Below are 25,458 nucleotides of genomic sequence, written 5' to 3' on the forward strand. Positions count from 1 at the left end.
CTATGGCCAATCCGGGTACAACAGGAGAGAATGACGATCGGATGGCATGGACGAGACGGTGATGGATTCACGGCAGGCAGGCGCCTTTGCTCCGTTCGAATGGATGCTTTCGGCGCGCTATTTGCGGGCCCGTCGCAAGGAGGGGTTTGTCTCGGTCATCGCTGGATTTTCGTTCCTGGGCATCATGCTCGGGGTCGCCACGCTGATCATCGTCATGGCAGTGATGAATGGCTTCCGCGCCGAGCTTCTCGGCAAGATCCTCGGCTTCAACGGGCATCTCGTGGCGCAACCGCTGGAGACTCCCCTGACCGACTGGAAGGATGTCGCCGAGCGCATCAGCCAGCTCGAGGGCGTCAGGTTGGCGGTACCGGTCGTCGACGGACCGGCACTGGCATCCTCATCGAACGCCTCGGGCGTCCTGGTGCGCGGTATCAGGGCTGAAGATCTCAATCGGCTTCCCTCGATCGCGGGCAACATCAAGCACGGGTCACTCGACCGTTTTGACGAGGGCCAGGGCGTCGCCATCGGCCAAGGCCTTGCCGATCAACTTTCTGTTCAGGCCGGTGACAGCATCACGCTCGTGGCACAACGCGGCGCAGTCACGCCGATGGGCGTGATGCCGCGGGTCAAGAAATATCGAGTCACGGCTGTGTTCGAGATCGGGATGTCCGAATACGATTCCGGCGTCATCTTCATGCCGATCGCAGAAGCGCAGGCCTTCTTCAATCGCAATCAGGATGTAACCGCGATCGAGGTGTTCACGGCCAATCCCGATCGCATCGATCTGTTTCGGAGGTCGGTGGCGGACGCGGCCGGTCGACCGATCTTCCTGGTCGACTGGCGGCAGCGCAACGCGACCTTCTTTGGCGCACTCGAGGTCGAGCGCAACGTGATGTTTCTGATCCTGAGCCTGATCGTTCTGGTGGCCGCGCTGAACATCGTGTCCGGCCTGATCATGCTGGTGAAGGACAAGGGCAGCGATATCGCCATCCTCAGAACCATGGGCGCTTCGCAAGGCGCGATCATGCGAACGTTCATGATCACAGGCGCATCGATCGGCGTGGCCGGAACGCTGGTCGGCTTCGTTGTCGGGCTTCTTGTCTGCACCAATATCGAATCGATCCGGCAGTTCATGTCCTGGTTGACCCGCACCGACCTGTTCCCGCCAAAACTCTATTTTCTGTCCAAGCTGCCGGCCGAACTCGATCTCGTCGAGACCGCAGCGGTCGTGATCATGGCGCTGACCCTCTCGTTCCTCGCGACGCTCTATCCGTCGTGGCGCGCCGCACGGCTCGATCCTGTCGAGGCTCTGCGGCAAGGAGGCTAGTGGCGAGTTGTGGCTTGGATCACGATCCAGTTTGGCAGGACGCCCGTATTAATGCACCGCGGCAGCGAGCTTCGCTACCACAGGAGGTTGACCGCGACCGCCCTCCTCCGAAACGCTTCAAATGACCAAGCGTCTTTGGGATGAGAAGTGAGAACATCGCTGCGGCCCTGCTTGCTCGTGCCGGCGGTCTTTCGCAAGGCAGCCAATCCAGCGAATGGATGTGTTGGTGTCCAACCGAATCGCACGATCATGCTGCGCGTCGGTGACACCCGCCTTGCTCCGCCATCAGCAATACTGAAGTTTTCACTTGACTATTTGGCCGCCCCTTAATACTGAAGTGTACGCTTCACTAATGAGCAGGATCGCAAATGGCCGACCAATCGATCGTCCACGACACGTTCGTCATCGAGCGCACCTATCCCAAGGTGGCGGCCAAGGTATTTGCTGCCTTTTCCGAGACGTCCAGGAAGCGGCGCTGGTTTGCCGAAAGCCCTGACCATGACGTCGAGCACTACAGCATGGACTTCGAGGTCGGAGGGCAAGAGAGCGCCCTGTACCGCTTCAAGAAGGGCACTCCCTTTGCCTCGATTGCACTCGCCTATGACGGGCGCTTTCTGGATATCGTCGCGGATCACCGCATCGTTACGGCTTCCACGATGACGTTGGGAGACAGGCGCATATCCGCATCCCTCGTGACTGCGGAGTTGCGCCCAAAGAATTCGAGAACGCTTCTGGTTCTGACCCACCAAGCCGTCTTCTTCGAGGGCGCGGATGGCCCCAAACTCCGCGAAGCCGGATGGCGCGCACTCCTCGATCGACTTGAGCCGGTCGTCTAGACACCTGCAACAAGAACGGGAGCATGTCGAATGGCCACGTCCATGGCCTTGCGCGTCGGCAAGGTTGATCGAATCCTGGATGCCCTCGGTGATTCCACGCGGCGCCGGATCATTCGCCTTTTGAGCACGCGCCCGATGTCCGTATCGGACCTCGCCAAGCCGCTCGGTATCACCGTGACGGCTGTGACGCAGCATCTGCGCATCCTTCAGTCCTGTGCCTTGCTCACGTCTCGCAAGAACGGGCGCGTGCGCATGTGCAGCCTGGATGCGTCGGGGTTCGAGACGCTGGAACACTGGGTCAGCGAATGCCGGACCTCGTGGGAGCGTCGTCTTGATCGACTCGGCGGCATCCTGGACGAGGATGACACGTGAAGAAGGTGCTGATCGCGATCGGCATTGGCGTCGGACTCTCGACCTTTCTCGGATGTGGCTTCGTCTCATGGGCTTTGGATACCTACAAGGCAGAGCCCATTACGCAGATCAGCGCCCTGAACGATCCCGGCGTTGTGATCAGCGAACGCGATGGTTTCCTTGTCATTCGCCCCTCCGCTGCCCCCTCGGCGACCGGTGTCTTGTTTTATCCGGGCCTCCGGATCGAGCCGAAGGCATATCTCTCCAAGCTTGCCGCGCTATCGAGCAAAGCCGGAGTGAACGTTGTCATTGGACGACCGCGCCTCAACATCGCGGCCTTGTCGATTGGGCAAGCCGACGAGATGCGCAAGCAATTGACCGGGATCAGGCGATGGTATGTGGCCGGGCATTCACTTGGGGGCGCAGTTGCCTGTTACTATGCAAGCAACCACCTCGACGATCTTCAGGGAGTGGTGTTGCTTGGGACCTATTGTGGCTCCGATATTTCGATGTCGCGGCTCCGGGTGCTCACCATGGTGGCGGGCAGCGATGGCGTCATTGCACCCGAGACGATTGGGCAACACGCGGGAGAACTGCCGGCTGATGCGCAATTTGTTCGAATTCCAGGCATGGTCCATAGCCAGTTCGGAAACTATGGACCTCAGTCCGGCGACGGCCGACCTTCGATCGACGACAGTCAGGCACGCGAGGCAATCTCGGAAGCAGCCCGGGCTTTCTTCCGCTAGCGACCGAGACACGATCGCCTCGCGCCTTCGGCTTCGATGAAACGCGGGCGGCATGGCGATGCCAGATCAGAACCATCCGGCTTGTCCCCGCGGCGGCGCTCGCGGAGCCCAACGTGCCATGGTGCCATCATGCCCCTGTTTTGCCCGACAGGTCAACCAAAATTCGTAAAATCAGCAAAATACGCTTTCGCGACCCGACTGCTTTGAACTTCAACCACTTGCCTACTGTGCATGGGGTTGTTTTCGAATTTTGCGTTGACCCTGCCTCGTGGAGAGCATTCGGCAGCCGTCAGTGACGTTTGAAATATTGCACGTCGCGCTCGTGCTTCTCGGCGGCGGCGCGGCTCTTGAAGGTGCCGAGATTGCGCCGCTTGCCGGTCTTGGGATTCACCTTGCGCGAATAGAGCCGGTATTCGCCGGATGCGAGCTTGCGGATCATGGTTGCGCCTCCTGTCGCGGCCTTGTGCGTCAACCCGCTTTGCACGCGGTCCGTTCCGTCAAGGCTTTGCCTGTGGCGGAAACAGTTGATTGGCAAACGGCTGTGGATCGGAGGGAACCTTCATGACGACGAAGCTGCGTCCCATCGAGCGGTGACAGGCGTTGCAGCCCTCGGTGAGATCGCCCAGGGCCTTTGCCAATTTGCGGCCGTCTTTTGCCGCAATCGCGTCGGACGTCGCCTGCAGCGACGGCTCCAGTGTTGTAACATTGCTGACGGGGATGCCGGAATAGAGCAAGGCGGCCTCGACCAGGCTCGCCTTGAGCTGGCGCAGCTCGAAAGCCGCAAGCTCCCAATTCTGCGCCTTGCCGGCGAGCCAGAGCTTCTGATGGCGCAACTGCGCGGCGCTCATGATGTCGCCGAGCCGCGGCACGTACTGGTCCGCCGACGGCGATCTGAGATCCTGCGCCGCCACGGCCGTCGCCGCTCCCATCAAGGCCAGCGCCAGCATCCATCCTCGAAGCATCATCGCAAGTCTCCAGTCTTTTTTGTAGACCCCGTCTACGACGCGCTGATCCGAAGGGCCTTGCGCTTGATCAAGGGTCGCGCGCCAAAGCGTTGTCGAGCGAGCTCTAGAAGCACAGCGTGGTGACGAGCTTGCCCTGCTTGTCCTTGATCGCATAGGGGCAACGCAGCCGCTCCAGCGCCTTCTTGGCGTCCTCGTCGCCGAGCGCTGCGGCACGCTCGTAATAGGCCTTCGCAGCGTCCTTGTCCTTGGGCCCGCCGCGGCCCTCCTGCGCGAAGGCGCCCATCCGCTCCAGCGCGCCGGGATGGTTTTGCGCCGCCGCCCTCTCGAACAGCGCGCGCGCCGCGACGTCATCCTTCTCGCCGCCATTGCCATTCGCGAGCATCAGGCCGAGCTGGTACTGCGCCTCCGCATTGGTCTCGGCCGCCTTGCCGAGCAGGGTGCGCGCCTGCGCCGGATCGGCCGGCGCCCCGCCACCGGCGCTGCCGAGCGCTGCGAGGTTGGAGACGCCGCGCGGATTGCCTGATTGCGCCGCCTTCTCGAACAGCTTTCGCGCTTGCGCCTCGTCCTTGGCGACACCGGAGCCGGTGCCATAGGCGACACCGAGCTCGACCATCGCAGCGCTGGAGCCCTTGTCGGCCGCCTTGCGCCAGGCGGCGAGCGCTTCCGCCGTCTGCCGGTTGGCGGCATAGGCGCGGCCGAGCGCAAACATCGCGCGGCGCGACGTGCTTGCTGCCTGCTTGCAGAATTTGATGGCGGTCGTGATGTCGGCGGCAGCGATCTCAGGCACGCCCTTCACGTCGGCCGGCTTGTCCGGGTCGCTGGGATCGGCGGCAACACGGTCGCACAGGACGAGATCGGCCGATTGCGCATGCGCGGCGACCGGCACGGCAAGAGTGACGAGGATGGCCAAGAGATAAGTCCGCATGGCCATCACGTTGCGTCCGCGTGCCGGCAAATTCAAGGCTCGAGCCCCGACTGACGCAGCACAGGCACGACCTCGGGCGATGCCAGATAGCGCAACAGCCGGTCCGCGGCTTCGGCCTGCTTCGCATTCGTCATGCGGCCGGCAGAGAACACCGCCGGAATCTGCAAGTCGTGCGGGACGGGGCCGATCACCTCGATGCCCGCAACCTGCTTCAGCTCGCTGATCTGCTGCACGGCGAGGTCAGCCTCGCCGCTGACGAGCCGCTCTGCGGTAAATCCCTGTTCGACGATGGTGGCCTTGGCGTTGATCTCTTCAGCGATGCCCATCCGCACGATCAGCTGGGCGAAGTACACGCCGCTCGCACCGAGACGCGAATAGGCGACGGACCGCGCCGCGAGCAGCGCCTTGCGCAGCGCGGCTTCGCTTGAAATATCGGGATGCACCTGCCCGGCCCGCACGGCGAGGCCGACATAGGAGCGCGCGAGGTCGGCTGCGCTGTCCGCGATCACCCGGCCCTCGCCGATCACCTCGTCGAGCCCTTCGCGTGTGAGAATGACAAGATCGGCCGCCTCGCCGGCGCGCAGGCGCTTGAGCAGCGCCAGGGTCGGCGCGAAGTCGGCCTCGACGTGAATGCCCGTTGCGGTCTCGAACGCGGCGGACAGGCTGCGCATCGCGCCCATCAGGCCGAGCGTCGAGAGCATGCGAACATTTTCCATGTGATTTTCCCGGTACGATCAGGCGCGATGCATCAGCTTGAGCGTGGCGGTCAGGCGCAGGCTGCGCTTGCCGGCCAGTGCAGTCGCTTCCAGCATCGCCTGATCGCCATCATAGGTGCCGGCAAAGCCGATGCCGACCTCGTGGCCGCCAAAGATCGGATCGTCCTTGGCCGGGGTGTGCTCCTGGTTGAGGATCTGCCCCTTCCAGCGGCCGTTCGCGGCGGTGTAGCTGCCGAGGTAGTAGAACGAGGCATCGCCGCCGAGGATGCGGCCCCGGTTGAGCAGCATCACGCCTGTGAGCCCGCCGTCGACACCGTCGAGCATGCGCAGATGGATCGAGTAGAGGCCATCGGTGATGCTGGCCTCGCCGACCCCGCCGGCGATCGGCAGCTCCTCCTCCGTGATCGGTGTCATCACCGACTGGAAGGGCACGCCGGGCAGCTCTTTCAGCTCGCCCTTGAAGCGGTAGAGATCGCCGTCCGCAAATCCTTTCGCGATCAGCGTCGCATCATCGGTGCCGGCCATGGCGCGGTAGTTCGGATCGGGGTTGTGGCGGACGGTGTTGATAACGATGTCGACGCCGCCTTCGGTCTTCTCGTAGGTGCCGATATGGGCAAACGCCGAATTGCCGCCGAGCATCTTGCCATTGCCGGCATGCATCACGCTCCGGCCGACGGTGTCGCCGAGCTGAAATCGTACCTTGTAGAAGCCTTCAAACACCAGCCGTGTCCCCGGCTCCGCGCGCATCCTGACGACTAGTCTAGCCCGGTTTCGGCTGACATGGACAGGCTTCACCCCGGCATGGATGCGAGACCCACAACAAGCGCTGTACTCGGAACGCAAAAATCCGCCGGAGCCTTGCAGCTCCGGCGGATCGAAAGACAACCCGGGCCAGCCCCCTGCCCCGGGCCGGGACGATCTTAGGCGACGGCCTTCTTGTCGACCGGCACGGACGAGATCGTCTTCAGGATCTGCGAAGCGATCTGGTATGGGTCGCCCTGCGAGTTCGGGCGGCGGTCTTCCAGATAGCCCTTGTAGCCGTTGTTGACGAAGGAGTGGGGAACGCGGATCGAGGCACCACGATCAGCCACGCCGTAGCTGAACTTGTTCCACGGCGCGGTCTCGTGCTTGCCGGTCAGACGCTTGTCGTTGTCCGGGCCGTAGACGGCGATGTGGTCCATCAAGTTCTTGTCGAAGGCGGCCATCAGCGCCTCGAAGTACTCCTTGCCGCCGACCGTACGCATGTACTCGGTGGAGAAGTTGGCGTGCATGCCCGAGCCGTTCCAGTCGGTGTCGCCGAGCGGCTTGCAGTGGAACTCGATGTCGATGCCGTACTTCTCGGTCAGGCGCAACATCAGGTAGCGGGCCATCCACATTTCGTCGGCGGCCTTTTTGGAGCCCTTGCCGAAAATCTGGAATTCCCACTGGCCCTTCGCGACTTCCGCGTTGATGCCTTCATGGTTGATGCCCGCCGCCAGGCAGAGGTCGAGATGCTCCTCGACGATCTTGCGAGCGACGTCGCCGACGAACTTGTAGCCGACGCCCGTGTAGTACGGACCCTGCGGCGCCGGATAGCCGTATTCCGGGAAGCCCAGCGGACGGCCGTCCTTGTAGAAGAAGTATTCCTGCTCGAAGCCGAACCAGGCGCCGGCGTCGTCAAGAATGGTGGCGCGCTTGTTGGACGGATGCGGGGTCTTGCCGTCTGGCATCATGACTTCGCACATCACCAGCACACCGTTGGTGCGCGCACCGTCCGGGAAGACGGCGACCGGCTTCAGCACGCAATCGGAGCTGTGGCCTTCAGCTTGCTGGGTCGAGGAGCCGTCGAAGCCCCACAGCGGAAGCTGCTCGAGGGTCGGGAACGACGAAAATTCCTTGATCTGGGTTTTGCCGCGCAAGTTCGGAGTCGGCGTATATCCGTCGAGCCAGATGTACTCGAGCTTATACTTGGTCATTGAGCCTCTCTGTAGATGATGCGAAAGGTGGGGTTGAGAGCCCCGCACGTTTGTACCCGGCCATCATCGGCCGGCCCCTTACAAGCATTTTGCGTGCCAAAAGGCCGCAGTTCGGCAGGTTTTCCACCGCCGCCGCAACTGGCCGCCCGACCTAAACGGTCCACACCGGCGTGCGTCATAGAAGCGCACCTTCTCGTGAAGCTGCACTGCAAAAATCCCGCGGAAAACGCCCGATTCTGGAGCAGGCAGGTCCCTGCCTGAGGTTGCCGATCAAACGCGCATCAACGTCCGGCAACTTTCGAAAAGCGGCCTGCGCCTGCCTAGCAACCTTTGGAATGGCCCAGACGTTAGTCATCGACCCGATGCCTTAGGGGGTGCAGATGGCCACCTGCCCAAGAATTAGGCGGAAACTGATTTCGTTTTCAGCACTTTGCTTTTGGGAGTGCGAGGCCGATATGGGGATTCCAGTAACCACATCAGAACGAGTCGAGCGCACCATGGAGGCCAAGGCGCTTCGACCAAGGAGCAATCGCAATGATGAACAATGGTCTAAGTCACGGATCAGCGAAGATCTACCAATTCCCTGTCGGGGGCCGCGCGGCTCTCGCGGGGCACCGCTATGGCGAGACCCGCCTTCCTGCCGATCACGCGTCCCTTCCCACGAACGCCTCGATCTGCAGCGATAGCTGGTACCATCAGGACGCGGTCGACGAAGCAAAGCCCAAATGGGAACGCTAATGCCAGTGCCTGGATTGAGACCGCCGCGCTCTTTCGAGTGCCCGACGGGAGTTTGAAAAAGGGTCGAAACAACGACGTTTCGACCCTTTTTGATTCTGACTGGACACTCGTTTAGAGGGCGGGCTTTTCAATCACCTCGCAGGCCGTAACCGGCCGTTTCAAATGCTTGACCGTGGTCGCCCCCGTCTTGTCGATCCGCAATGTGATCCCCGCTCCCGAATAGCGCGTGCCTGAAACGGCCAATCGCTTGGCAAGGGTCGCCGGCTCGCCGTCGATCTGGAGAAAGGCGCGCTTGTCGTCGTCATAAAACGCGACGATGAATTGCGTACCATCGACGCAGCGATAGGTCCGGAACGTCTGCGCGTCAGCCTGCCGCGCGCCGGACAGTCCTGCCGCCAGCATGATAATCCCCCAAACAACAGCCTTGTGCCGGCTCATGATCGCCCCCTCTAATGATCCGTCGACAACATAACAAAAGCAGCTCCGATGTCAGACTCCCCTGCCCGCCACCTCGCCTTGCAGGGCGCCAGTAATTTTCGCGATCTCGGCGGCTACGCCACATTGGACGGCCGCACCACGCGCTGGCGCCACATCTTCCGCTCCAATCATCTTGGCCAGCTCACCGCGGCAGACATCGAGATCGTCCGTGCGCTCGGCGTCAAGAGCGCCTTCGACTTCCGCGGCGTCGAGGAGCGCGCAGCCGGCGCGTGCGTCATCAACGAGATCGCCGTGCATTCGCTGCCGATCGAGCCGACGGTGGTAGCTTCGTTGCGCGCCGAGCTCGCCAGGGGGGCGCTGACCGGACCGGTCGCGCTCGAACTCATGCGCGAGTCCTATCGCAACTATGTCCGCCACAACACGAATAGCTTCCGAATGCTGTTCGGCCATCTGCTGGAGGACCGCGCCCCGCTCGTGATCCACTGCACCGCCGGCAAGGACCGCACCGGCTTTGCCAGCGCCCTGATCCTGCATGCGCTGGGCGTGCCCGACGACGTCATTGCCGAGGATTATCTGCTGACCAACCGCCACTACAGGCGTGACACATCGAGCGTCTCCGATCTGCCCGACGACGTCCTCGACGCGATCGGCTCGGTCAACGCCTCTTATCTCGCGGCCGCGTTCGATGCCGTCAGCCGCGACTATGGCGATGTCGAAACCTACTTGCGCGACGGCCTCAAGCTTGGCGCGGCCGAGCGCACCGCGCTGAAGGAGCGTTATCTGCAAGCGTGATCCGGCAGCGCCCCTCTCACGCCGTCAGCCCCGCAGCTTTGACGATGACGTCCTTGAGAGCGAGTGAGACCTGCATGGTGCTCCAGTCGCTCTGGTGCAGCTTGTCGGGATCGGTCACGTCGATCAATTGCTCAAACGACACGTTGTTCTGCACGTGCCAATGCCGCATCAGGGCCCAGCGCTGAAACAGACTAACGCCGGCGTCATTGGCAGCTTCGCGGATCAGCCGGACCATTCTGTCCGACAGGTCGGCGCGATCATCCCACAGCATCTTCGTCGTATATTGCGGGTCCATCACCACGACCTCGAAACCGCGGGCACGCAATTGCGCGAGCCCCTTCCTGATGTTCCCGGCAACGACGTCAACGTCGTATTGGTCGTTGTGAAAGACCGCGTTCGTCCCCACCTGCCAGATCACCAGCGCGGGATCATCGGGGAAAATATCTGTCTCGAACCGCCCGAGCTCCTCATTTGCCTCTTGTCCGCCAATACCGCGGTTGAGCACGTCAATCCGGATATCGGTCCGATGGAGGACGTCCTTGACGTATTGCCGCAGATACATCTCGAGGCGATAGGGATAAGGCACGACATCGGTTCGTCCGGCCGTCGACGACGACCCCATGGCCACGATCCGCACCGCGCCCTTTCCGTCGAAGGCTTGCCGGAGCCGCATCAGGGGATATTTCAGGTCGACGATCTCGGAGGGAAATTCGATGGGCGGAAAAGGATCGGGCATGAAACAACCTCATCAAACGATCTAAAGTTGCATTTATAGCCCAGCCCTGATGCGGGCGCCATTGCAACTCCAACCGGCCTCACGCAATAGTCGGCGCGATCTGAGACGAGGGAGAGGACCGTGCAGGGAAAAATCGTCGTCGTGACCGGCGCGCTCGGCGCGCTTGGCAAGGTGGTCGCCGATATCGCGCTGTCGCGCGGTGCGCGGGTCGCCGGCATCGATTATGCGCCCTCTCAGATGCCGGCAACGACCGAGCGCATCGAGATCGGCGGCGTCGACCTCTCTGACGCAGCGCAGGCGAAGGCAGCGGTCGAGGCTGCCGCGAAGCATTTCGGCAGACTGGACGCATTGATCAACATCGCCGGCGGGTTTGCCTTCGAGAAGGTCGGCGACGGCGACATCAAGACGTGGCAGCGCATGCATGCGCTGAATCTGCTGACGGTCCTCAACACCTCGCATGCGGCGCTGCCGCACCTTGCCGCCTCGAAGGCCGGCCGCATCGTCAATATCGGCGCCATGGGTGCGCTCCAGGCCGGCTCCGGCATGGGGCCTTACGCGGCATCGAAGGCGGGCGTGCACCGCCTCACCGAGGCGCTGGCCAACGAATGGAAGGGCAAGGTCACGGTGAATGCCGTGCTGCCGTCGACCATCGACACCAAGGCCAACCGCGCCGATATGCCGAAAGCGGACTTCGCCAAATGGGTGACGCCGCAGGAGCTTGCCGAGGTGATCCTGTTCCTCGTCAGCGACGCCGCGAGCGGCGTCACCGGTGCGCTCATTCCGGTGAGCGGACGTGTGTAGCCTTTTCGTCGGCCCCTAATATTGCTATCTTGGAACCATGACGACCGAGGATATCGAGCGGGCGATTGAGCAACTGACGCCAAGAGAATTGGCGCAGTTCCGCGCATGGTTTGAGCAGTTCGATGCGCACCGCTTTGATCAGGCCCTGGAGCAAGACGCCAAAGCGGGCAAGCTAGATGCTTTTGCCGAGGAAGCGTTGAGCGCGTATCGCGCCGGCCAAACCCGCGACTTGTGAAACACGCGGCATCGCCGAGATTCTGGAAGTCTTACGAGGCTTTGCCAGCCAACGTTCGACGGCTGGCTGACGCCAATTTCAGGCTATTGAAGAGCGATCCCAATCACCCCTCGCTCCAATTCAAGCGCGTCGGACGATATTGGTCTGCCCGAGTCGGATTGCGCTATGGCGCCCTGGCCGTCGAAGCCAATGGGGATTACGTCTGGTTCTGGATCGGCTCGCATGCCGACTATGACCGTCTTGTACAATGAGAGAACTCAATCCGGCACCAGCAGCCGCAGATTGCCCTTGAAGCGGATGCTCTGCTTGCCCGCGAGCGCAATACCCTCGCCATAGGCAGTCTCGTCGGTATAGGTGCCGCTGAAGCCGATGGTCACGACCTTGCGGCCCCACACTGGACGCTCATCGAATGTGGGCGAATGCTCCTCGTTGGTCAGCTCGCCCTTCCACTTGCCGTCGGCGCAGGTGTAGCTGCCATAGGCGAAGAAGAACGAGTCGCCGCCGCGCAGGGTGCCGTCGCGCAGCACCATGACACCCTGATTGCCGCCCTGGACACTATCCAGGAACTCGATCCGGATGTGATAAAGCCCGTTCCTGATCGTCATATGCAAGCGCCCTGTTCCCCGCGCGGGGATATAGCTGGCTTGGCCGGGTCAGTGCGAGTCCGATCCGGGCTAAACTGCCGGTAACTGATTCTCCGATCGGACACCGCCTTGGAAACCGCGCTCTACCTCCCCGTCAAACGATTCCTCGAAGGCCTCGGCTTCGACGTGAAGGGCGAGATCCGTGGCTGCGACCTCGTGGGCCTGAGCGCCGGCGATCCGCCTGTGGTGGTGATCGGCGAGCTCAAGCTCGCCTTCAATCTCGAACTGATCCTGCAAGCGGTCGATCGCGCACCGGCGGGCGACGAGATCTGGATCGCGGCCAAAATATCGGCGCGCGGCAAGGGCCGCGAGAGCGATGCGCGCTATCGCAATCTGTGTCGCCGTCTCGGCTTCGGTATGCTCGGGGTAACCGACAAGGGCCAGGTCGAGGTGCTGGTGAAGCCGCCTACGGCCGCACCGCGCCGCGAGCCGAAGACGCGCTCGCGGTTGGTTGCCGAACATCAGCGCCGCCAGGGCGATCCGGTGCTCGGGGGCAGCACCCGCGCGCCGATCATGACGGCCTACCGGCAGCAGGCGCTGGCCTGCGCATCCGAGCTCGCGGCGGGCCCGCGGCGGATACGCGAGCTGCGGGAGCGCTGTCCCGATGCCGGCAAGATCTTGCTTAACAATGTGTATGGCTGGTTCGAGCGCGCCGACCGGGGAATCTACGGACTGACGCAGGCAGGACATGCGGCGCTGAAGCGCTGGCCGCAGCAACGCCCCGAGATCGGTGCCCCGTCACCGTCATGACACCCGACCGGTGCATAGCTGAGATGCCACACGGATTTCATATTGCAATGCAACATCTCCGGCACTAGGTATCCCGGCATCAAAACGAGGCCGTTATGAGCGCAGACTGGAATACCAAATATGGCACGCGGCGCGTGCGCCACGATCCGCCTACCCTGGACGAGGCGATCTTCGCCGCTGTCGGCATTACCGACGACCAGGAGCAGCAGGCCGAGATCGCTGCCTCGCTGATGGGCATGCCGCTCGACGTGGTTCAGGCTGAGGTGAAGAAGCAGGCCCGCACCAACAGCCGCATCACCGCGACACGCGTGATCGCTGGCGAACAGGGCGCACAGCGCTCGGTTGTGGTTGAACGCCGCGTCGTTCGTCGCTTCGGCAACGACAAGCGCACCGGCACCTGAGCCCTCATTTCCTCGCTTCAACAAAAAAGCGGACCGGCCTTAGCCGATCCGCTTTTTTGATTCAGGCCTTTTGATTTCAGGCCGCGCGATTGGGGTACATGCTCGAGATCAGCTTCCAGCAAGTCGAGTTGAAGCTGAGTAGCGCGCGGCCGGCCTTGAACGGCGCCGAGGCGAGATCGGCAAGCTCGTCCTCTGGCGTCTTGGCCAGGTCGATCGTGCCGGTGGATTCGCCATGGCGGAATTGCAGGTTCGCGCCGAACTTCCTGGCGAGCGCACGCATGGCGTGATTCTCCGCGCCCGTGGTGATGCGCAGGCTCTTGTAACCCTTCCATCGCGCTTCCGCGATCAGGCGGCTGAACAGCACGGTGCCGACGTTCTGGCGGCGGGCGGAGGCCTCCACGCTGAAAGCGACTTCGGGCAGCGAATCGCCTTCCGGCGGATGCAGCTCGGCCGCACCACGGACCACGCCGTCGACGATGTAGGCAACAATCACGGTGCCGTCATCCGCGCAGCGCGCCGCGTAGCGCTCGATAAAACTGTCGTCGAGAAAACCGTTGAAGCGGTCGTGCCGGCTTTCGGCATCGAGTCTGAGCAAGTGGTCGCGCAACAGCGGCAACTCTTCCTGCTGGCTCAGGGTTCGCACATAGCCCGGAACGGACGTCGCGCGAACAGTCTCATCAAGTGTCACGTCAAAACTCCTCTTGGTGTCCCTCGAGGAGGCGTTCGAATCCCTAGGCCCCCAATATTGTGCGTCGCAGCAAAATTTTCAAGACGGGAACCTGCTCAAGTTTCCGGCATTGGAGCGACCAATTCGTTAATAAAATCAAAGCCCCGTAGTCTTACAGGACCAGCTGCGTCTGGGTCACCACAGCGACCAGCTTGCCGTCCTCGGTCTCCAGCCGAGTGGTCCAGACCTGGGTCCGGCGCCCCCGGTGAACCGGGGTCGCGGTCGCGATCACGGTGGCCCCCTCCTTGGCGCCGCCAATGAAGTTGGTCTTGCTCTCGAGCGTCGTCGTGCCCTTGGCATCCTCTGGCAGGTTGATCACGGTCGCCGCGGCGCCGACGGAATCGGCCAGCGCCATCACGGCGCCGCCGTGGATGGTGTGATTCAGGGTGCAGAGATCGGGCCTCACCGTCATCCGGGCGACGACGCGATCCTTCCCCGCTTCGACGAATTCGACGCCCTTGAGCTCGGCGAACGGCATTTTCATCGCTTTAAGTTTTTCGAGCGGCGTCATCAGAACTCCTCCCAATTCCTAGATGTTTCAGCGTGAATGGCTTCGCGCGGCAAAGCAATGACGTCACAGGTAATGGTTATCGTGACGCCGACGCCCCGCCGTCGAGACCGCGCGTCGTTCTCAGGTCACGGCATTGACGACCTGATATTCCGGCCGCCGCCACACCTCACCCGCGATCACCTCCTCGATAATCTCGGCCGCCCGCATGATCTCGCTCTCGCCGATGTACAGCGGCGTCATTCCGAACCTCATGATGTCGGGCGCACGGAAATCGCCGATAAGGCCGCGAGCGATCACAGCCTGCATCGCGGCATAGCCGCCCTCGAAGGCGAACGAGACTTGCGAACCACGACGCTCGTGAACGCGCGGGGTCACGAGCTTCAGAATTGGACAACGGCGCTCGACTTCCGCGATCAGGAGATCGCCAAGCGCCAGCGAGCGGGCGCGGACCTCCTTGAGGTCGACCCGATCCCAGATATCGAGCGAAGCCTCCAGCGCCGCCATCGCCAGCACCGGCGGGGTGCCGACACGCATGCGCTCGACGCCGCCGGCGGCCGCATAGCCAAGCTCAAACGCAAACGGCTTTGCGTGGCCCATCCATCCGGAGAGAGCCGCACGGGCGCCGTCGGCATGACGCGGCGCGACATAGAGAAACGCCGGCGCGCCGGGGCCAGCATTGATGTATTTGTAGGTACACCCGGCGGCGAAATCGACACCACAGCCGGCGAGATCGACCGGCAGCGCGCCGGCCGAATGCGCGAGATCCCATACTGTAACGATGCCCAGCGCATGCGCCTTCGCGGTCAGCTTCGCCATGTCGTGACGATGGCCGGTGCGGTAGTCGACCTCGGTGATGTAGAGGACGGCGATCTCTTCCGACAGCGAGGCCTCGATCTCCTCCGGAGCAACCAGACGCAGCTGATGACCCCGGCCGAGCGTCGCGATCAAGCCTTCAGCCATATACAGATCAGTCGGAAAATTGCCGGTGTCCGACAGGACCACCTTGCGCGATGCGTTCATGTCGAGCGCGGCGGCGAGCGCCTGGTATACCTTGAGCGAAAGCGTATCGCCAACCATCACCGATCCCGCCTCCGCGCCGATCAGCCGGGCGATGCGATTGCCGACATGGCGCGGCTGGGCATACCAGCCTGCGGTGTTCCAGGCGCGGATCAGCTCATTGCCCCACTCGGCGGTGATGACACGGTTGACGCGCTCGGCGACGCCAAGCGGCAGCGCGCCGAGCGAATTGCCGTCGAGATAGATCACGCCCTCAGGCAGATGAAACAGCGCTTTGGTGTCGTCGTAGACGCGAAGCCTGGACATGGTCATCTCTACAGAATCGTGCGCACGCGCCAGAGCTCCGGGAACAGCTCGACCTCCAGCATACGCTTGAGGTAGCTGACGCCGCCGGTGCCACCGGTGCCGCGCTTGAAGCCGATGACGCGCTCGACTGTCGTGACATGGTTGAAGCGCCAGCGCCGGAAATAATCCTCGAAATCGACCAGCTTCTCGGCGAGCTCGTACAGCATCCAGTGCGTCTCCGGCGCCTGGTAGACCTCGCGCCAGGCGTGAAGCACGCCCTCGCTGAAGCTGTGGGTCTCACGGACATCGCGCGCCAGCACAGCGGCCGGCATCTTGAGCCCGTTGCGGTTCGCAAGCCGCAGCACCTCGTCATAGAGGCTCGGCGTCGCAAGCTCGGCCTCGAGCAGTTTTGTCGTTTCCACGTCGTGCGCGTGCGGCTTCAGCATGGCGTGGTTGCGATTCCCGAGCAGATATTCGATCAGCCGGTACTGCCGCGACTGGAAGCCCGAGGACTGGCCGAGCTGGGAGCGGAAGCGGGTGTATTCGCTCGGGGTCATCGTCCGCAGCACGTCCCAGGCATTGTTGAGCTGCTCGAAGATGCGCGACATCCGCGCCAGCATCTTCATGGCAGGAGCCACATCATCTTTGGCGATGGCACGACGCGCGGCGCTGAGCTCGTGGATTGCGAGCCGCATCCACAGCTCGGTGGTCTGATGCTGGATGATGAACAGCATCTCGTCATGCGCCTCCGAGAGTGGGTGCTGCGCGCCGAGGATCGCATCCAGCGACAGATAGTCGCCGTAGGACATGCGCCGGGCGAAATCCGTCTCGGCGCCTTCGCTTGAGGGATCATAATCGCTGGACGTCATGAGAGGTCCTTTCGGTCGATCATCCCTGCCCGCTAGTCGAGCCCGATCAGGCGCGCGGTGATCTGCGAGGACGGGTCCTTCAGCGCGTCGATCACGGTGAAATGGTTGAGCCCGGGATCGACGACAAGACGTGTCGGGACGTCAAAGCCGGTCCATACGTTGGCCAGCAAATCGGACTGGCGGATGAATTCCGGCCGCTCGCTGCCACCGACCCAGGCGGTAACGGGCGAATGGCCCCGCGGCAGATGCAGCGCCGCGCTCTCCAGCGCCGCCTCCTCCATGGTCATGCGCAGCGTCTCGTTCATCTTCGTCTTCAAAAGCGGCCGCAGATCGTGCAGCCCGCTGATCGAAAGCGTGCCGGCGATGCGGTTGAAGACTGAAGGCTCGAGCCGGCTGTCGTCGCACAGCATGCGCGTGACGAGATGACCGCCCGCCGAATGCCCGGCGAGCCGGATCGGTCCCCCGACGAGCGAGGCTGCTTTCGTGGTCGCGGCAATGATCTCCGCGGTCATGTCGGAAATGCGCGCAGCGGGGGCCAGCGTGTAGCTCGGCAAGCAAACCGTCCAGCCGTGACGCCGCGCGCCTTCGGCGAGGTCCGTCCAGGCCGATTTGTCGAAGCGCATCCAGTAGCCGCCGTGCACGAACACGACGAGACCCTTGCTGTCGCCATCGGGCAGGATCAGATCAAAGCTCTGACGCTCACCGGAGCCATAGGCGACGTCGGCGCGAAAATGCTTCAGCCCCGCCCGATAGGCCGCCGCCCGCTCCGCCCATTGCGCCGGCATCTTGTCCGAGCCCGGGATATGGGCCGAGTTGGCATAAGCATCATCCCAATCGCGCATCGTGACTCCCGGGGACTCGTTCAGCGAACCCCAGTCTGCCACCGGTCAGGGCGGCATCCTAGTCTTTATTTTAAGCTTAAAGGAATTGGCGAGCCGTTGTTTCGGGCAACTGGCGCCACAACCAAGATGCCGTAGGGTCGGCAAAGCGAAAGCGTGCCCACGGTTTCGTTGAAATCGAGAAAGCTCGTGGGCACGGCGCAAGTGCGCCTTTGCCAATCCTACGGGACCGTGGTCGTGGCGACGCCTACGCCTTCTCCACCCCACACCACTCCGCGATGAACAGCGCCATCGCCTTGGTCGTCTTCTTAAGCGATTCCAGATCGACAAATTCGTTGAAGCCGTGCATCTCGCCGCCGCTGGCGCCGAAGCACAGGCTGGGGATGCCGTGGTTGAGGCCGTAGAAGCGGGTGTCAGTGAGCGCGGTGAAGACGAGGTCCTCGACCGCGCCGCCATAGACCTTGTTGAAGGCCTTGCCGAAGGCCGCTTCCGGCGCCGCGGAATCGGTCAACTCATAGCCTTCCGACAGGAAGCCGGACCATTCCACATCAGGCGGATTGTTGGCGAGGAAGCGGTGGTTGCGCGAGGCCGCGGCGATGCACGCCAGAATTTCCTTCTGGTGATCGGCGATCGACCAGCCCAGCAGGACGGCGATTCGGCAATCGACGTCGCACCAGGCCGGGACGCTGGAAGCCCAGTCGCCGCCCTTGATGATGCCGGGGTTGAAATTGATGGCATATTGAAGCGAGGATCAATCTTTGCGTGCTCGCCAAATGGGTCGGTCACTCAAACTCGCGAGAAGAAGTGAATGCCAGCGAGTTTCTAGTCAGCGCTGCGACAACACTCAGATAAGACCCCAACGCTTAAGGTGGCCTTTCACTTCCTCCTCATCACGCCCGAAGTGTATCGCGACCTCGACCACTATTTGATCGTCACTCAATCCCTTGGCTTTTAATCTTCGGACCAAACGCTCAATAAACACGCGGTCACCATTCATTGGCGCCCCCCTAGCAAGCAACCAACCGGCGAGATTAGTGGTTTTGATTTTTTGAGGCCTTAGTACTTTTCGTCGAGCGACTTTATGAACCGCTGAGCGTCTTCTTTATTGAGGAGATGAGGAACGGTACGCTTCACCCAAAGATCTTTAGTGCTCTTCACGGCCTTCGCGACAACATCATTCAGCCTACCCTTCTCTGCATCACCTTCAATATGGAACTCATCAGCAATCTCGCTGGAGACCTTGGCGGTCACCAAGTCATTGAAGATGTCGAGCAGGTCGATGGCTTTCATGCTGCGCTCCTGTTGGCCGCTCACGAACTGAAAGATCTTGAACAACGCCAGCAACGACGCCAAGTTCAGAAGCAGTGCGACCGCAGCGGTCACTGCATTCCAATTTGGGTCGACGTCAGCGGGGTTCCAGTTTCCAGCTAGCGTGATCAAGACGAGTTGATAAACCGTGCTTAGCTTTGGTTTACCAGGCGTAAAGTATTCCGCTGACACCGCCAGCACCAAGATGGCAGCCGCGATTGCACCAAATGCTGCGATCCGACGCTCTCGTGGTCCGATCGCCATGATCTGAATCAAAGGCCCGGGAAAAACTGCAAGCGCCACCGTTTAGGACGGCGGTCGAAAAAATGAACGTTAACTACAAGATTTGGCATCTGGTTATGCCTTCCCCGCCGACGCGTTTACAACGCGCCGCCCCTACCCAGCAGTTGAAGTCAATCCGACTCTCGCGCATGAGGCAAGTCCCGGGGGCCGTTTCGCGGAACTCTTTTTGGGCTGTGTGATCCACGCAACAGCGACAGGAATCTAAAGTTTTCACGCCGCTCAACCCCCGAAGGGGAAGATTGCATTCGCATCCCGCCGCTACGCCTTCTCCACCCCACACCATTCCGCAACGAACAGCGCCATCGCCTTGGTCGTCTTCTTAAGCGATTCCAGATCGACAAATTCGTTGAAGCCGTGCATCTCGCCGCCGCTGGCGCCGAAGCACAGGCTGGGGATGCCGTGGTTGAGGCCGTAGAAGCGGGTGTCAGTGAGCGCGGTGAAGACGAGGTCCTCGACCGCGCCGCCATAGACCTTGTTGAAGGCCTTGCCGAAGGCCGCTTCCGGCGCCGCGGAATCGGTCAGCTCATAGCCTTCCGACAGGAAGCCGGACCATTCCACCTCAGGCGGATTGTTGGCGAGGAAGCGGTGGTTGCGCGAGGCCGCGGCGATGCACGCCAGAATTTCCTTCTGGTGATCGGCGATCGACCAGCCCGGCAGGACGGCGATTCGGCAATCGACGTCGCACCAGGCTGGGACGCTGGAAGCCCAGTCGCCGCCCTTGATGATGCCGGGGTTGAAATTGATGGGGTGGTTGAGCGTCTTGAAGTGACGGTCGGCCTTGGCCCGCTCGTTCCATTCGATCTCGAGCTTCTGCACCGCCTGGATCAGGTGATACGCCGCCATGATCGCGTTGGCGCCCGAGCCCGCATGCGCGACGTGGACCGGATGACCCTTCACGCGCAGGCGAAACCAGATCACGCCGACCTGCGAGCGCACCATTTTGCCACTGGTCGGCTCGGGGATGAAGCAGGCGTCGGCGCGATAGCCGCGCTGAAGCGTCGAGAGTGCGCCGACGCCAGTGCTTTCCTCCTCGATCACTGACTGGAAATGAATGCGCGCGGTCGGCTTCAGACCGGCCGCCTTGATCGCGTCGAGCGCATAGAGTGCGCCGATCGTACCCGACTTCATGTCGCAGGCGCCGCGGCCGAACATCTTGCCGTCCTTGATGACGGGCGAGAACGGCGGCGTGTCCCACAGTTCCAGCGGGCCCGCAGGCACCACGTCGCAGTGACCCTGGAGGATCAGCGATTTGCCCGCTTCCGTCGCCGGCCGATAGGTGCCGACCACCGTGCGTGCCCTCGAGAAATCATGCTCGATCGGCCCGAAGCCACGGAGGTCTTTCAAGTCATCGACATTGATGTGCCAGTCGTCGAGCTCGTAGCCGCGCGCCCGCAGGAGGTCGCCGATCATGTCCTGGCACGGCCCCTCCGCCCCGCGGGTCGAAGGGATCGCGACGAAATCGCGAGTGGTCGCAAGCTGGGCTTCGAAGCCGGCGTCGACGGCGTCAAGAATCCTCTGTTGCGTTTCGGCGTTCATCAGGCAACTCCGGGCATCCATTGATCGAGGGTGCGCGCAAGCTAGCCGATTTCAGCCGTTCGGGTACTCCACAAAATATGCATCCCGCAATGCATCTTCGAGCAGGCGGCCCTCGGAATAGACATTCAGCGTCGCGGGCCGGCTGACGCCATCGAGCAGCCGCGGGCATGGTTCCGGCGCCCCAAGAACGGTGCGGACCGGAATGCGCTCGGCATAGATCGGTAATTCATAGTCCTCATCGTCGTCGGCGACACCCTTGGCGCGGACTTTTGCAGAGGCCTCCTCGATCTCCATCGCGATGAAGGAGGTCGCCTTGATCTCCTGGACATTGCTGGCGCGCAGGCTCGCGGTGCGATCCGGGAAGAAGCGGTCGACCATCGCGACCACCGCGCGCTCCTTCTCCACGGGATCGGTGACGAGATAGGCGGTGCCAAACGCCATCACTGCGCGGTAATCGGCGGAGTGATTGAAGCCGCAGCGCGCCAGCACAAGGCTGTCGAGATGGGCGACCGTCAGGCACACGCGCTCACCTTTGGCCTGGTTGCGCAACATGCGGCTGGCACTCGAGCCGTGCCAGTAGAGCTTGGTCCCCTCGCGCCAGAAGAAGGTCGGCGTGCAATAGGGCTGGCCGTCGATCACGTAGGAGACGTGGCACATCATCGAGGAATCCAGGATGCGGTGAACGGTAGCGTGATCGTAGAAGCCGCGGTCGTGCCGGCGCTTCACCTGATTGCGCGCTGATGTTGGATAGGACGGTTGATAGGACTTTTGGCTTTCGATCTGGCTCACGGCCGCTCCTGTCGCATCGGGAACACTTCCAGGCTAGTTGTAGCGTCGCATTTGGTCTGCGATAGTGCCAATTCCATGCGAAAAATTCCGACCAATTCTCCCGGGAAAGCCGAGCTGCCGCTCGATCTCACCGGCCCGCACATCACAGCCGGCGCGTCCTCGGCGCACCGGCTGTACCAGGCCCTGTGCGAGATGATCGTCTCTGGTCTCGTCAAACCTGGCGAGCCGCTGCCGCCCTCGCGGAGGCTGGCGAAGCAGACCGGCTTTCGGCGCAACGCGGTGGTCACGGCTTACGAGCGCCTGATCGCCGACGGATTCGCACAAGCGACCGTCGGCTCCGGCACGTTCGTGGCGACACGCATCCCGGCGCGCGCCGCCGCGACCAGGAAGCCGAAGGTGACTGTCGAAACGCCGAAACAAGGCGCACTTTCGCTCGGCTGCACCCATATCGACGAGCGCGCGGTGCAACGTTTTCGGGCCTTCGTCGGCCGACGGATGCGCGCCTTTGGCAGCGAACACCTGCATTACGGCGACCCGCGCGGCAGCCGCGAATTGCGCGTCGCGATCGCCGATCATCTGCTATCGGCGCGTGGGCTGCGCTGCGACCCCGACCAGATCATGCTCACCTCTGGCACGCTGCATACGCTGCGCATCGTGCTGGGCGCTCTCTTGAAACCGAACGATCAAGTCTGGTGCGAGGACCCCGGCTATCCCACCGCGCGCAAGACCATCGCGCAGTGCGGTTACCGCACCGTGCCCGTTCCGGTTGACGCGCACGGAATGCAAGTCGCGAGGGGGCGCACCACCGCGCCACACGCACGCGCGGCCTATGTGACGCCGTCGCATCAGTTTCCTCTGGGCGTGCAGATGTCGATGCCGCGGCGGCTTGAGCTGCTGGACTGGGCGAAGCAGGCCGGCGCCTTTGTTTTCGAGGACGATTACGACAGCGAGTTCCGTTACGACGGCGCGCCGCTGATGTCGCTTGCCGGCATCGATCATCTGCAGCGCGTGATCTACATGGGCACCTTCGCCAAGACGCTGTTTCCGGGCCTGCGCATCGGCTATTGCGCTCTGCCCGAGCGCCTGATTGCAGACGTCACGACCGCGCGCGCCGCGCTCGATCGCTTTCCTGCCACACTGATGGAGGGCGCAGTCGCCGACATGCTTAACTCAGGCGCATTCGCCGCGAATCTGAGGCGCGTGCGAAAGCTTTATCGTGAGGCACGCGATGCGCTGGCCGAGACGCTCGAAGCCGCGTCAGATGGTGTGCTGTCGGTCCCGGTGCCGTCGCAGGGCCTTCATCTCGTGGCGCGGTTCGATCCATCGGTTGCCCCCGCGGTCGCAGCTGAGGCGAAGCAGGCCGCAGGTGCGGAAGGTTGGCTGCTCGCCGACACCTATGCGCGGGCGCGGCCCCTGCCCGGTTTCGTGCTGGGATTTTCAGGGCATGCGGTTCCACAACTCGTCGCCGCCGCCGAACGCCTCGCGAAGGAAGCGCGGGCCAGATTACGCACCAAGGGCCATCAGGCCCGGCGGGCCTGACAAAGGTTCACTATCAAAATCAGAGCCTGCTGCTAAACATCGCGGAATCGATTCCGGGATCTCTCATCATGTCACTTGTCGACTCACTCGGCCGCGCAGCCTGCGTCGCGCTCCTGATCTTCTCCGCGCTTGCCCCGCCGGCCTACGCGACCACGGTTGGACGTGAACAGGATATCGTCGATCTCAAGCTCGGCCAGCGCGTGCAGGTGGATGACGGGACCTGCCCAGCCGGACAGGTCAAGGAAGTGCGCGGCTCGAAGATGACGGACAAGGGCGTCGCGCGGACAGCATCCTGTGTGCCGCGGTTCGGTCCGAAGTCGAGGTGACGAGCATGATCCGGACCCGAAGGGCCGCGTTAGCGCAAAGTGTGAAGCGGTTTTCCCTCGCGACAAACGCGGAACGCGTTTGCGCGGAGATCATGCTCAAACAATAGACCCTTAGGACTTCGCCGGGTCGAACATGCACTGCAAGGTCGGCTTGGCGATCTTGGTGAAGGTCGCGCCGATCTCGCCTTGCTTTGCCGCCGGCACCCAATCGGTCTCGATCGTGGGAACGCCTGTCTCGCTGATGCCGCGCAGCAGCGCCTCGCGCAGGTCGCGATCCTCAACGACGGCAGCCGCATGATCATGCAGGCAGCCGCAGACCTCTTCCGGATGTTCCCAGCGCCCGAGCATGCGCGGCGCACATTGCCTCACGAACTCCGTGCGCGGATCCGGCAACCGGCTCGGTGAGCGCACCTGAGCCTGAACGGAGCTGATGGTCAGAAGGGACAAAAACACCGCGGCGCAGAAACGAAGGTACATGATGGCGCCTTTGCGGGCTGATTTTCTCGTTGGGGGATCAGAGGCGCGTCGCAAGGACGATCGGCTGCGGCGCCGTGGTGGTGATCGGCGAGCCGCTGTACTGGAAAGTCCCGATGCCGGGCAGATTGCCGTCCGGTGCTCCGGCGAGCGAGGAACCGGCGAGCACGAAACCGAAAGCGAGGATGAAGCTGAGCGCGCGCATGGACTTGTCTCCGAATTGCGTGGCCGGCGGTGCTGCCGTCGTCGTTGTCACCCTGATAACCATCAGCGGTTTCTCCCGTGATGCGCCCAAAGCCCAAAATGGTTTCGTTACCGATCAGAATTGTTTCGTCACCCGCGGCGCGACGAAACAATCTGCCGAAAACATCAATCATTTCAGATGGGGCGCTTGAGGGTTTGAACCTCGATGAGAACGACCGTCCATACCACTCGAGGCGAAGCGGTCATCTCGGCGACGTCAGCGCTTCACATGCATTTTACGGTTTTCTGCTGAAGAGGTCGGCAAACGAGGGCCGGTCCCGCCGATGAACCCAGAATCGATCGGACGCGACCGAAGCCTTCGAAACCGAACGGCCCGTCATTATCAGGGCACATAGTTGAGGGATGGCCATCATGATCGCGCAAGATCGCGCAACGGTGCGCGACGCGGCGCAGCCTACGGACCGCGCCGATCGGCAGACCGGCGACCGCCCCGGCGCGATGGCGCTGCAATCAGGACGCGGCTACGAGGCCGCGCCCCAGGCGTTCGTGCGGCTGAGCGGCTCGCACCTCGTCAAATCGCGGTTGAAGCGCGATCACAATACTGAGTGAACGCAAGTGCGTCACTGAGTGAAGAAGTCGCCACACTTCTGGACGTTTGCGTCGGCCGGTCCCCACGGCATGATCGGCACCGTCGAGGTCGAGTTCTTCGGCGATCCCTCGATCAGCTTGTCCGAATAGACCATGTAGACCAGCACATTGCGCTTGGCGTCGCAGCCGCGCACGATCTGCATCTTCTTGAAGAAGAGCGATCGGCGCCTGCGGAACATGTCGTCGCCCTGCTCCATCTTGTCCTTGAACTTGATCGGGCCGACCTGGCGGCAGGCGAGCGAGATGTCCGAGACCTCCTCGGCAAGTCCCAGCCAGCCCTTGAAGCCCCCCTTCTCCGGCACCGTGAAATGACAGGCCACGCCCTCGACCTCGGGGTCGTCGAGGCCATAGGTCGCGAGCCTGTCATTAGGGCTCATCCATTTGAACACGGTGGAGCGGCGGAAGATCAGATCGGGCTCGTCGGCGGCCGATGCGGAAGCCAGAGGGATGACCAGAGCCAGGAGCAATAAAGCAAGGCCTTTCAAGCGGATGCCGGAAAGACCGGGGAAACGAGATGACATGAAGTTCTCCGGTAACAAGTCCCAGCAATGTAGGCACGGAAGGTCCCGTCAGGAAGATGACGGCAGGCGGGCACGGCCGCCGTTTACCGCTCTGTGAGGCTTTTTTGTTACGTCTTGAACAAAAGTAGCGGACGGCAGAACCGCCATGCTGGTGAACGCGTATCCCCTCTGCGACACTAACATCTGATTTGGATTGTGGATTCGAG

At 62.4% G+C, this 25,458-nt stretch carries 35 protein-coding genes and 1 pseudogene; 15 read left to right on the forward strand and 21 right to left on the reverse strand.

The window, feature by feature from the left end:
- The first annotated feature begins 46 nt into the window (after positions 1-46).
- From L6637_RS04255 to L6637_RS04270, 4 genes are all read left to right on the forward strand, one after another.
- Positions 47-1,327 (forward strand): lipoprotein-releasing ABC transporter permease subunit, encoded by a 1,281-nt coding sequence (locus tag L6637_RS04255; RefSeq protein ID WP_377802658.1) that lies wholly within the window; start codon positions 47-49, stop codon positions 1,325-1,327.
- Between the two features lie 368 nt (positions 1,328-1,695).
- A complete protein-coding gene (locus L6637_RS04260; RefSeq protein WP_237869317.1) occupies positions 1,696-2,163 on the forward strand; it encodes an SRPBCC family protein in 468 nt (155 codons plus the stop codon).
- Positions 2,164-2,193: 30 nt separating this feature from the next.
- Positions 2,194-2,535, forward strand: a complete 342-nt coding sequence (locus tag L6637_RS04265) for an ArsR/SmtB family transcription factor (RefSeq protein ID WP_237858199.1) — start codon at positions 2,194-2,196, stop codon at positions 2,533-2,535.
- Positions 2,532-3,260, forward strand: coding sequence for an alpha/beta fold hydrolase (locus tag L6637_RS04270; protein ID WP_237869318.1), 729 nt, complete (start codon positions 2,532-2,534; stop codon positions 3,258-3,260). The genes L6637_RS04265 and L6637_RS04270 overlap by 4 nt, the downstream gene beginning before the upstream one ends.
- A gap of 289 nt (positions 3,261-3,549) precedes the next feature.
- On the opposite strand, the gene L6637_RS04275 is transcribed toward L6637_RS04270, so the two are convergent.
- From L6637_RS04275 to L6637_RS04300, 6 genes are all read right to left on the reverse strand, one after another.
- Complete coding sequence (locus tag L6637_RS04275) at positions 3,550-3,699, reverse strand: hypothetical protein (protein ID WP_084292415.1); 150 nt, start codon at positions 3,697-3,699, stop codon at positions 3,550-3,552.
- Positions 3,700-3,757: 58 nt separating this feature from the next.
- Positions 3,758-4,225, reverse strand: coding sequence for a hypothetical protein (locus tag L6637_RS04280; RefSeq protein ID WP_237869319.1), 468 nt, complete (start codon positions 4,223-4,225; stop codon positions 3,758-3,760).
- A 103-nt stretch (positions 4,226-4,328) separates the two neighbouring features.
- The gene (locus L6637_RS04285) at positions 4,329-5,150 is read right to left on the reverse strand and encodes a tetratricopeptide repeat protein (protein WP_237870009.1); all 822 of its coding nucleotides are present in this window, start codon (positions 5,148-5,150) and stop codon (positions 4,329-4,331) included.
- A 32-nt stretch (positions 5,151-5,182) separates the two neighbouring features.
- Entirely contained in the window at positions 5,183-5,866 is a 684-nt protein-coding gene (locus tag L6637_RS04290; RefSeq protein WP_237869320.1) for a substrate-binding domain-containing protein, read from the reverse strand.
- 18 nt (positions 5,867-5,884) lie between these two features.
- Positions 5,885-6,586: a GrlR family regulatory protein gene (locus L6637_RS04295; RefSeq protein ID WP_237869321.1), complete on the reverse strand. Its 702-nt coding sequence runs from the start codon at positions 6,584-6,586 to the stop codon at positions 5,885-5,887.
- Positions 6,587-6,786: 200 nt separating this feature from the next.
- Positions 6,787-7,821 (reverse strand): glutamine synthetase beta-grasp domain-containing protein, encoded by a 1,035-nt coding sequence (locus L6637_RS04300; protein WP_237858206.1) that lies wholly within the window; start codon positions 7,819-7,821, stop codon positions 6,787-6,789.
- Between the two features lie 534 nt (positions 7,822-8,355).
- On the opposite strand from L6637_RS04300, the gene L6637_RS04305 reads away from it, so the two are divergent.
- The gene (locus L6637_RS04305; protein ID WP_237858208.1) at positions 8,356-8,559 is read left to right on the forward strand and encodes a DUF2735 domain-containing protein; all 204 of its coding nucleotides are present in this window, start codon (positions 8,356-8,358) and stop codon (positions 8,557-8,559) included.
- A gap of 111 nt (positions 8,560-8,670) precedes the next feature.
- On the opposite strand, the gene L6637_RS04310 is transcribed toward L6637_RS04305, so the two are convergent.
- On the reverse strand, positions 8,671-8,997 hold the full coding sequence (locus L6637_RS04310; RefSeq protein WP_237869322.1) for an MliC family protein: 327 nt from the start codon (positions 8,995-8,997) through the stop codon (positions 8,671-8,673).
- A 48-nt stretch (positions 8,998-9,045) separates the two neighbouring features.
- Between L6637_RS04310 and L6637_RS04315 the strand changes: the two genes are divergently transcribed.
- The gene (locus L6637_RS04315) at positions 9,046-9,789 is read left to right on the forward strand and encodes a tyrosine-protein phosphatase (RefSeq protein WP_237869324.1); all 744 of its coding nucleotides are present in this window, start codon (positions 9,046-9,048) and stop codon (positions 9,787-9,789) included.
- A 16-nt stretch (positions 9,790-9,805) separates the two neighbouring features.
- Here L6637_RS04315 and L6637_RS04320 read toward each other — a convergent pair whose 3' ends face one another.
- Positions 9,806-10,525 carry an SGNH/GDSL hydrolase family protein gene (locus L6637_RS04320; protein ID WP_237869325.1) on the reverse strand — a complete coding sequence of 240 codons (720 nt, stop codon included), beginning with the start codon at positions 10,523-10,525 and terminating at the stop codon, positions 9,806-9,808.
- 120 nt (positions 10,526-10,645) lie between these two features.
- Between L6637_RS04320 and L6637_RS04325 the strand changes: the two genes are divergently transcribed.
- From L6637_RS04325 to L6637_RS04335, 3 genes are read left to right on the forward strand one after another with little or no spacing between them, the layout of a single operon-like run.
- On the forward strand, positions 10,646-11,326 hold the full coding sequence (locus L6637_RS04325) for an SDR family oxidoreductase (RefSeq protein ID WP_237869326.1): 681 nt from the start codon (positions 10,646-10,648) through the stop codon (positions 11,324-11,326).
- Positions 11,327-11,363: 37 nt separating this feature from the next.
- The gene (locus L6637_RS04330; RefSeq protein ID WP_237858213.1) at positions 11,364-11,561 is read left to right on the forward strand and encodes a hypothetical protein; all 198 of its coding nucleotides are present in this window, start codon (positions 11,364-11,366) and stop codon (positions 11,559-11,561) included.
- Entirely contained in the window at positions 11,558-11,812 is a 255-nt protein-coding gene (locus L6637_RS04335; RefSeq protein WP_237869327.1) for a hypothetical protein, read from the forward strand. The genes L6637_RS04330 and L6637_RS04335 overlap by 4 nt, the downstream gene beginning before the upstream one ends.
- 6 nt (positions 11,813-11,818) lie before the next feature.
- On the opposite strand, the gene L6637_RS04340 is transcribed toward L6637_RS04335, so the two are convergent.
- Positions 11,819-12,166, reverse strand: a complete 348-nt coding sequence (locus L6637_RS04340; protein WP_237858215.1) for a GrlR family regulatory protein — start codon at positions 12,164-12,166, stop codon at positions 11,819-11,821.
- A 108-nt stretch (positions 12,167-12,274) separates the two neighbouring features.
- Between L6637_RS04340 and L6637_RS04345 the strand changes: the two genes are divergently transcribed.
- Both L6637_RS04345 and L6637_RS04350 read left to right on the forward strand, forming a co-directional pair.
- The gene (locus L6637_RS04345; RefSeq protein WP_237858217.1) at positions 12,275-12,955 is read left to right on the forward strand and encodes a DUF2161 domain-containing phosphodiesterase; all 681 of its coding nucleotides are present in this window, start codon (positions 12,275-12,277) and stop codon (positions 12,953-12,955) included.
- Between the two features lie 95 nt (positions 12,956-13,050).
- Positions 13,051-13,356: a hypothetical protein gene (locus tag L6637_RS04350; protein ID WP_148779049.1), complete on the forward strand. Its 306-nt coding sequence runs from the start codon at positions 13,051-13,053 to the stop codon at positions 13,354-13,356.
- Between the two features lie 76 nt (positions 13,357-13,432).
- Here the strand turns inward: L6637_RS04350 and L6637_RS04355 are convergent, their stop codons facing one another.
- The 9 genes and pseudogenes from L6637_RS04355 to L6637_RS04395 form a co-directional block, all read right to left on the reverse strand.
- A complete protein-coding gene (locus L6637_RS04355) occupies positions 13,433-14,044 on the reverse strand; it encodes a GNAT family N-acetyltransferase (RefSeq protein WP_237869328.1) in 612 nt (203 codons plus the stop codon).
- A gap of 151 nt (positions 14,045-14,195) precedes the next feature.
- Positions 14,196-14,594, reverse strand: a complete 399-nt coding sequence (locus L6637_RS04360) for a PaaI family thioesterase (protein WP_237869329.1) — start codon at positions 14,592-14,594, stop codon at positions 14,196-14,198.
- 120 nt (positions 14,595-14,714) lie between these two features.
- Complete coding sequence (gene kynU / locus L6637_RS04365; protein WP_237869330.1) at positions 14,715-15,917, reverse strand: kynureninase; 1,203 nt, start codon at positions 15,915-15,917, stop codon at positions 14,715-14,717.
- Positions 15,918-15,925: 8 nt separating this feature from the next.
- Positions 15,926-16,765 (reverse strand): tryptophan 2,3-dioxygenase, encoded by an 840-nt coding sequence (kynA, locus tag L6637_RS04370; protein ID WP_237869331.1) that lies wholly within the window; start codon positions 16,763-16,765, stop codon positions 15,926-15,928.
- Between the two features lie 32 nt (positions 16,766-16,797).
- Complete coding sequence (locus L6637_RS04375; protein ID WP_237869333.1) at positions 16,798-17,607, reverse strand: alpha/beta hydrolase; 810 nt, start codon at positions 17,605-17,607, stop codon at positions 16,798-16,800.
- Between the two features lie 244 nt (positions 17,608-17,851).
- Positions 17,852-18,352 (reverse strand): annotated as a pseudogene (locus tag L6637_RS04380) (M20/M25/M40 family metallo-hydrolase); the annotation flags it as partial.
- Between the two features lie 308 nt (positions 18,353-18,660).
- Positions 18,661-19,176 (reverse strand): hypothetical protein, encoded by a 516-nt coding sequence (locus tag L6637_RS04385; RefSeq protein WP_237869335.1) that lies wholly within the window; start codon positions 19,174-19,176, stop codon positions 18,661-18,663.
- 297 nt (positions 19,177-19,473) lie between these two features.
- Positions 19,474-20,751 (reverse strand): ArgE/DapE family deacylase, encoded by a 1,278-nt coding sequence (locus L6637_RS04390; protein WP_237869336.1) that lies wholly within the window; start codon positions 20,749-20,751, stop codon positions 19,474-19,476.
- Positions 20,752-20,802: 51 nt separating this feature from the next.
- Entirely contained in the window at positions 20,803-21,531 is a 729-nt protein-coding gene (locus L6637_RS04395; RefSeq protein ID WP_237870011.1) for a pyridoxamine 5'-phosphate oxidase family protein, read from the reverse strand.
- 84 nt (positions 21,532-21,615) lie between these two features.
- Between L6637_RS04395 and pdxR the strand changes: the two genes are divergently transcribed.
- Together pdxR and L6637_RS04405 are read left to right on the forward strand one after the other, a co-directional pair.
- Positions 21,616-23,079 (forward strand): MocR-like pyridoxine biosynthesis transcription factor PdxR, encoded by a 1,464-nt coding sequence (gene pdxR, locus L6637_RS04400; protein ID WP_237869337.1) that lies wholly within the window; start codon positions 21,616-21,618, stop codon positions 23,077-23,079.
- Between the two features lie 68 nt (positions 23,080-23,147).
- Complete coding sequence (locus tag L6637_RS04405) at positions 23,148-23,405, forward strand: DUF6719 family protein (RefSeq protein WP_237869338.1); 258 nt, start codon at positions 23,148-23,150, stop codon at positions 23,403-23,405.
- A gap of 111 nt (positions 23,406-23,516) precedes the next feature.
- On the opposite strand, the gene L6637_RS04410 is transcribed toward L6637_RS04405, so the two are convergent.
- Entirely contained in the window at positions 23,517-23,882 is a 366-nt protein-coding gene (locus L6637_RS04410; protein ID WP_237869339.1) for a hypothetical protein, read from the reverse strand.
- Positions 23,883-23,919: 37 nt separating this feature from the next.
- Entirely contained in the window at positions 23,920-24,084 is a 165-nt protein-coding gene (locus L6637_RS04415; RefSeq protein ID WP_237869340.1) for a hypothetical protein, read from the reverse strand.
- On the opposite strand from L6637_RS04415, the gene L6637_RS04420 reads away from it, so the two are divergent.
- Positions 24,083-24,274 carry a hypothetical protein gene (locus L6637_RS04420; RefSeq protein ID WP_237869341.1) on the forward strand — a complete coding sequence of 64 codons (192 nt, stop codon included), beginning with the start codon at positions 24,083-24,085 and terminating at the stop codon, positions 24,272-24,274. The two genes, L6637_RS04415 and L6637_RS04420, sit on opposite strands and share 2 nt — an antisense overlap.
- Before the next feature lie 220 nt (positions 24,275-24,494).
- A complete protein-coding gene (locus L6637_RS04425) occupies positions 24,495-24,692 on the forward strand; it encodes a hypothetical protein (protein WP_237869343.1) in 198 nt (65 codons plus the stop codon).
- An 11-nt stretch (positions 24,693-24,703) separates the two neighbouring features.
- On the opposite strand, the gene L6637_RS04430 is transcribed toward L6637_RS04425, so the two are convergent.
- Positions 24,704-25,252, reverse strand: coding sequence for a CreA family protein (locus tag L6637_RS04430; protein WP_237858236.1), 549 nt, complete (start codon positions 25,250-25,252; stop codon positions 24,704-24,706).
- Between the last annotated feature and the right edge of the window lie 206 nt (positions 25,253-25,458).

The sequence above is a fragment of the Bradyrhizobium zhengyangense genome (assembly GCF_022012435.1).
Classification (GTDB): domain Bacteria; phylum Pseudomonadota; class Alphaproteobacteria; order Rhizobiales; family Xanthobacteraceae; genus Bradyrhizobium; species Bradyrhizobium zhengyangense.

What these genes read in the sequence shown, in the direction of transcription:
- L6637_RS04430 (WP_237858236.1), bottom strand. Translation starts at nt 25,252, where the DNA reads ATGTCATCTCGTTTCCCCGGTCTTTCCGGCATCCGCTTGAAAGGCCTT.
- L6637_RS04260 (WP_237869317.1), top strand. Translation starts at nt 1,696, where the DNA reads ATGGCCGACCAATCGATCGTCCACGACACGTTCGTCATCGAGCGCACC.
- L6637_RS04330 (WP_237858213.1), top strand. Translation starts at nt 11,364, where the DNA reads ATGACGACCGAGGATATCGAGCGGGCGATTGAGCAACTGACGCCAAGA.
- L6637_RS04415 (WP_237869340.1), bottom strand. Translation starts at nt 24,084, where the DNA reads ATGCGCGCGCTCAGCTTCATCCTCGCTTTCGGTTTCGTGCTCGCCGGT.
- L6637_RS04310 (WP_237869322.1), bottom strand. Translation starts at nt 8,997, where the DNA reads ATGAGCCGGCACAAGGCTGTTGTTTGGGGGATTATCATGCTGGCGGCA.
- L6637_RS04425 (WP_237869343.1), top strand. Translation starts at nt 24,495, where the DNA reads ATGATCGCGCAAGATCGCGCAACGGTGCGCGACGCGGCGCAGCCTACG.
- L6637_RS04360 (WP_237869329.1), bottom strand. Translation starts at nt 14,594, where the DNA reads ATGACGCCGCTCGAAAAACTTAAAGCGATGAAAATGCCGTTCGCCGAG.
- L6637_RS04385 (WP_237869335.1), bottom strand. Translation starts at nt 19,176, where the DNA reads ATGGCGATCGGACCACGAGAGCGTCGGATCGCAGCATTTGGTGCAATC.
- L6637_RS04300 (WP_237858206.1), bottom strand. Translation starts at nt 7,821, where the DNA reads ATGACCAAGTATAAGCTCGAGTACATCTGGCTCGACGGATATACGCCG.
- L6637_RS04285 (WP_237870009.1), bottom strand. Translation starts at nt 5,150, where the DNA reads ATGCGGACTTATCTCTTGGCCATCCTCGTCACTCTTGCCGTGCCGGTC.
- L6637_RS04275 (WP_084292415.1), bottom strand. Translation starts at nt 3,699, where the DNA reads ATGATCCGCAAGCTCGCATCCGGCGAATACCGGCTCTATTCGCGCAAG.
- L6637_RS04280 (WP_237869319.1), bottom strand. Translation starts at nt 4,225, where the DNA reads ATGATGCTTCGAGGATGGATGCTGGCGCTGGCCTTGATGGGAGCGGCG.
- L6637_RS04420 (WP_237869341.1), top strand. Translation starts at nt 24,083, where the DNA reads ATGGACTTGTCTCCGAATTGCGTGGCCGGCGGTGCTGCCGTCGTCGTT.
- L6637_RS04350 (WP_148779049.1), top strand. Translation starts at nt 13,051, where the DNA reads ATGAGCGCAGACTGGAATACCAAATATGGCACGCGGCGCGTGCGCCAC.
- L6637_RS04255 (WP_377802658.1), top strand. Translation starts at nt 47, where the DNA reads ATGGACGAGACGGTGATGGATTCACGGCAGGCAGGCGCCTTTGCTCCG.
- kynU (WP_237869330.1), bottom strand. Translation starts at nt 15,917, where the DNA reads ATGTCCAGGCTTCGCGTCTACGACGACACCAAAGCGCTGTTTCATCTG.
- L6637_RS04405 (WP_237869338.1), top strand. Translation starts at nt 23,148, where the DNA reads ATGTCACTTGTCGACTCACTCGGCCGCGCAGCCTGCGTCGCGCTCCTG.
- L6637_RS04390 (WP_237869336.1), bottom strand. Translation starts at nt 20,751, where the DNA reads ATGAACGCCGAAACGCAACAGAGGATTCTTGACGCCGTCGACGCCGGC.
- pdxR (WP_237869337.1), top strand. Translation starts at nt 21,616, where the DNA reads ATGCGAAAAATTCCGACCAATTCTCCCGGGAAAGCCGAGCTGCCGCTC.
- L6637_RS04290 (WP_237869320.1), bottom strand. Translation starts at nt 5,866, where the DNA reads ATGGAAAATGTTCGCATGCTCTCGACGCTCGGCCTGATGGGCGCGATG.
- L6637_RS04265 (WP_237858199.1), top strand. Translation starts at nt 2,194, where the DNA reads ATGGCCACGTCCATGGCCTTGCGCGTCGGCAAGGTTGATCGAATCCTG.
- L6637_RS04410 (WP_237869339.1), bottom strand. Translation starts at nt 23,882, where the DNA reads ATGTACCTTCGTTTCTGCGCCGCGGTGTTTTTGTCCCTTCTGACCATC.
- L6637_RS04320 (WP_237869325.1), bottom strand. Translation starts at nt 10,525, where the DNA reads ATGCCCGATCCTTTTCCGCCCATCGAATTTCCCTCCGAGATCGTCGAC.
- L6637_RS04340 (WP_237858215.1), bottom strand. Translation starts at nt 12,166, where the DNA reads ATGACGATCAGGAACGGGCTTTATCACATCCGGATCGAGTTCCTGGAT.
- L6637_RS04305 (WP_237858208.1), top strand. Translation starts at nt 8,356, where the DNA reads ATGATGAACAATGGTCTAAGTCACGGATCAGCGAAGATCTACCAATTC.
- L6637_RS04315 (WP_237869324.1), top strand. Translation starts at nt 9,046, where the DNA reads ATGTCAGACTCCCCTGCCCGCCACCTCGCCTTGCAGGGCGCCAGTAAT.
- L6637_RS04375 (WP_237869333.1), bottom strand. Translation starts at nt 17,607, where the DNA reads ATGCGCGATTGGGATGATGCTTATGCCAACTCGGCCCATATCCCGGGC.
- kynA (WP_237869331.1), bottom strand. Translation starts at nt 16,765, where the DNA reads ATGACGTCCAGCGATTATGATCCCTCAAGCGAAGGCGCCGAGACGGAT.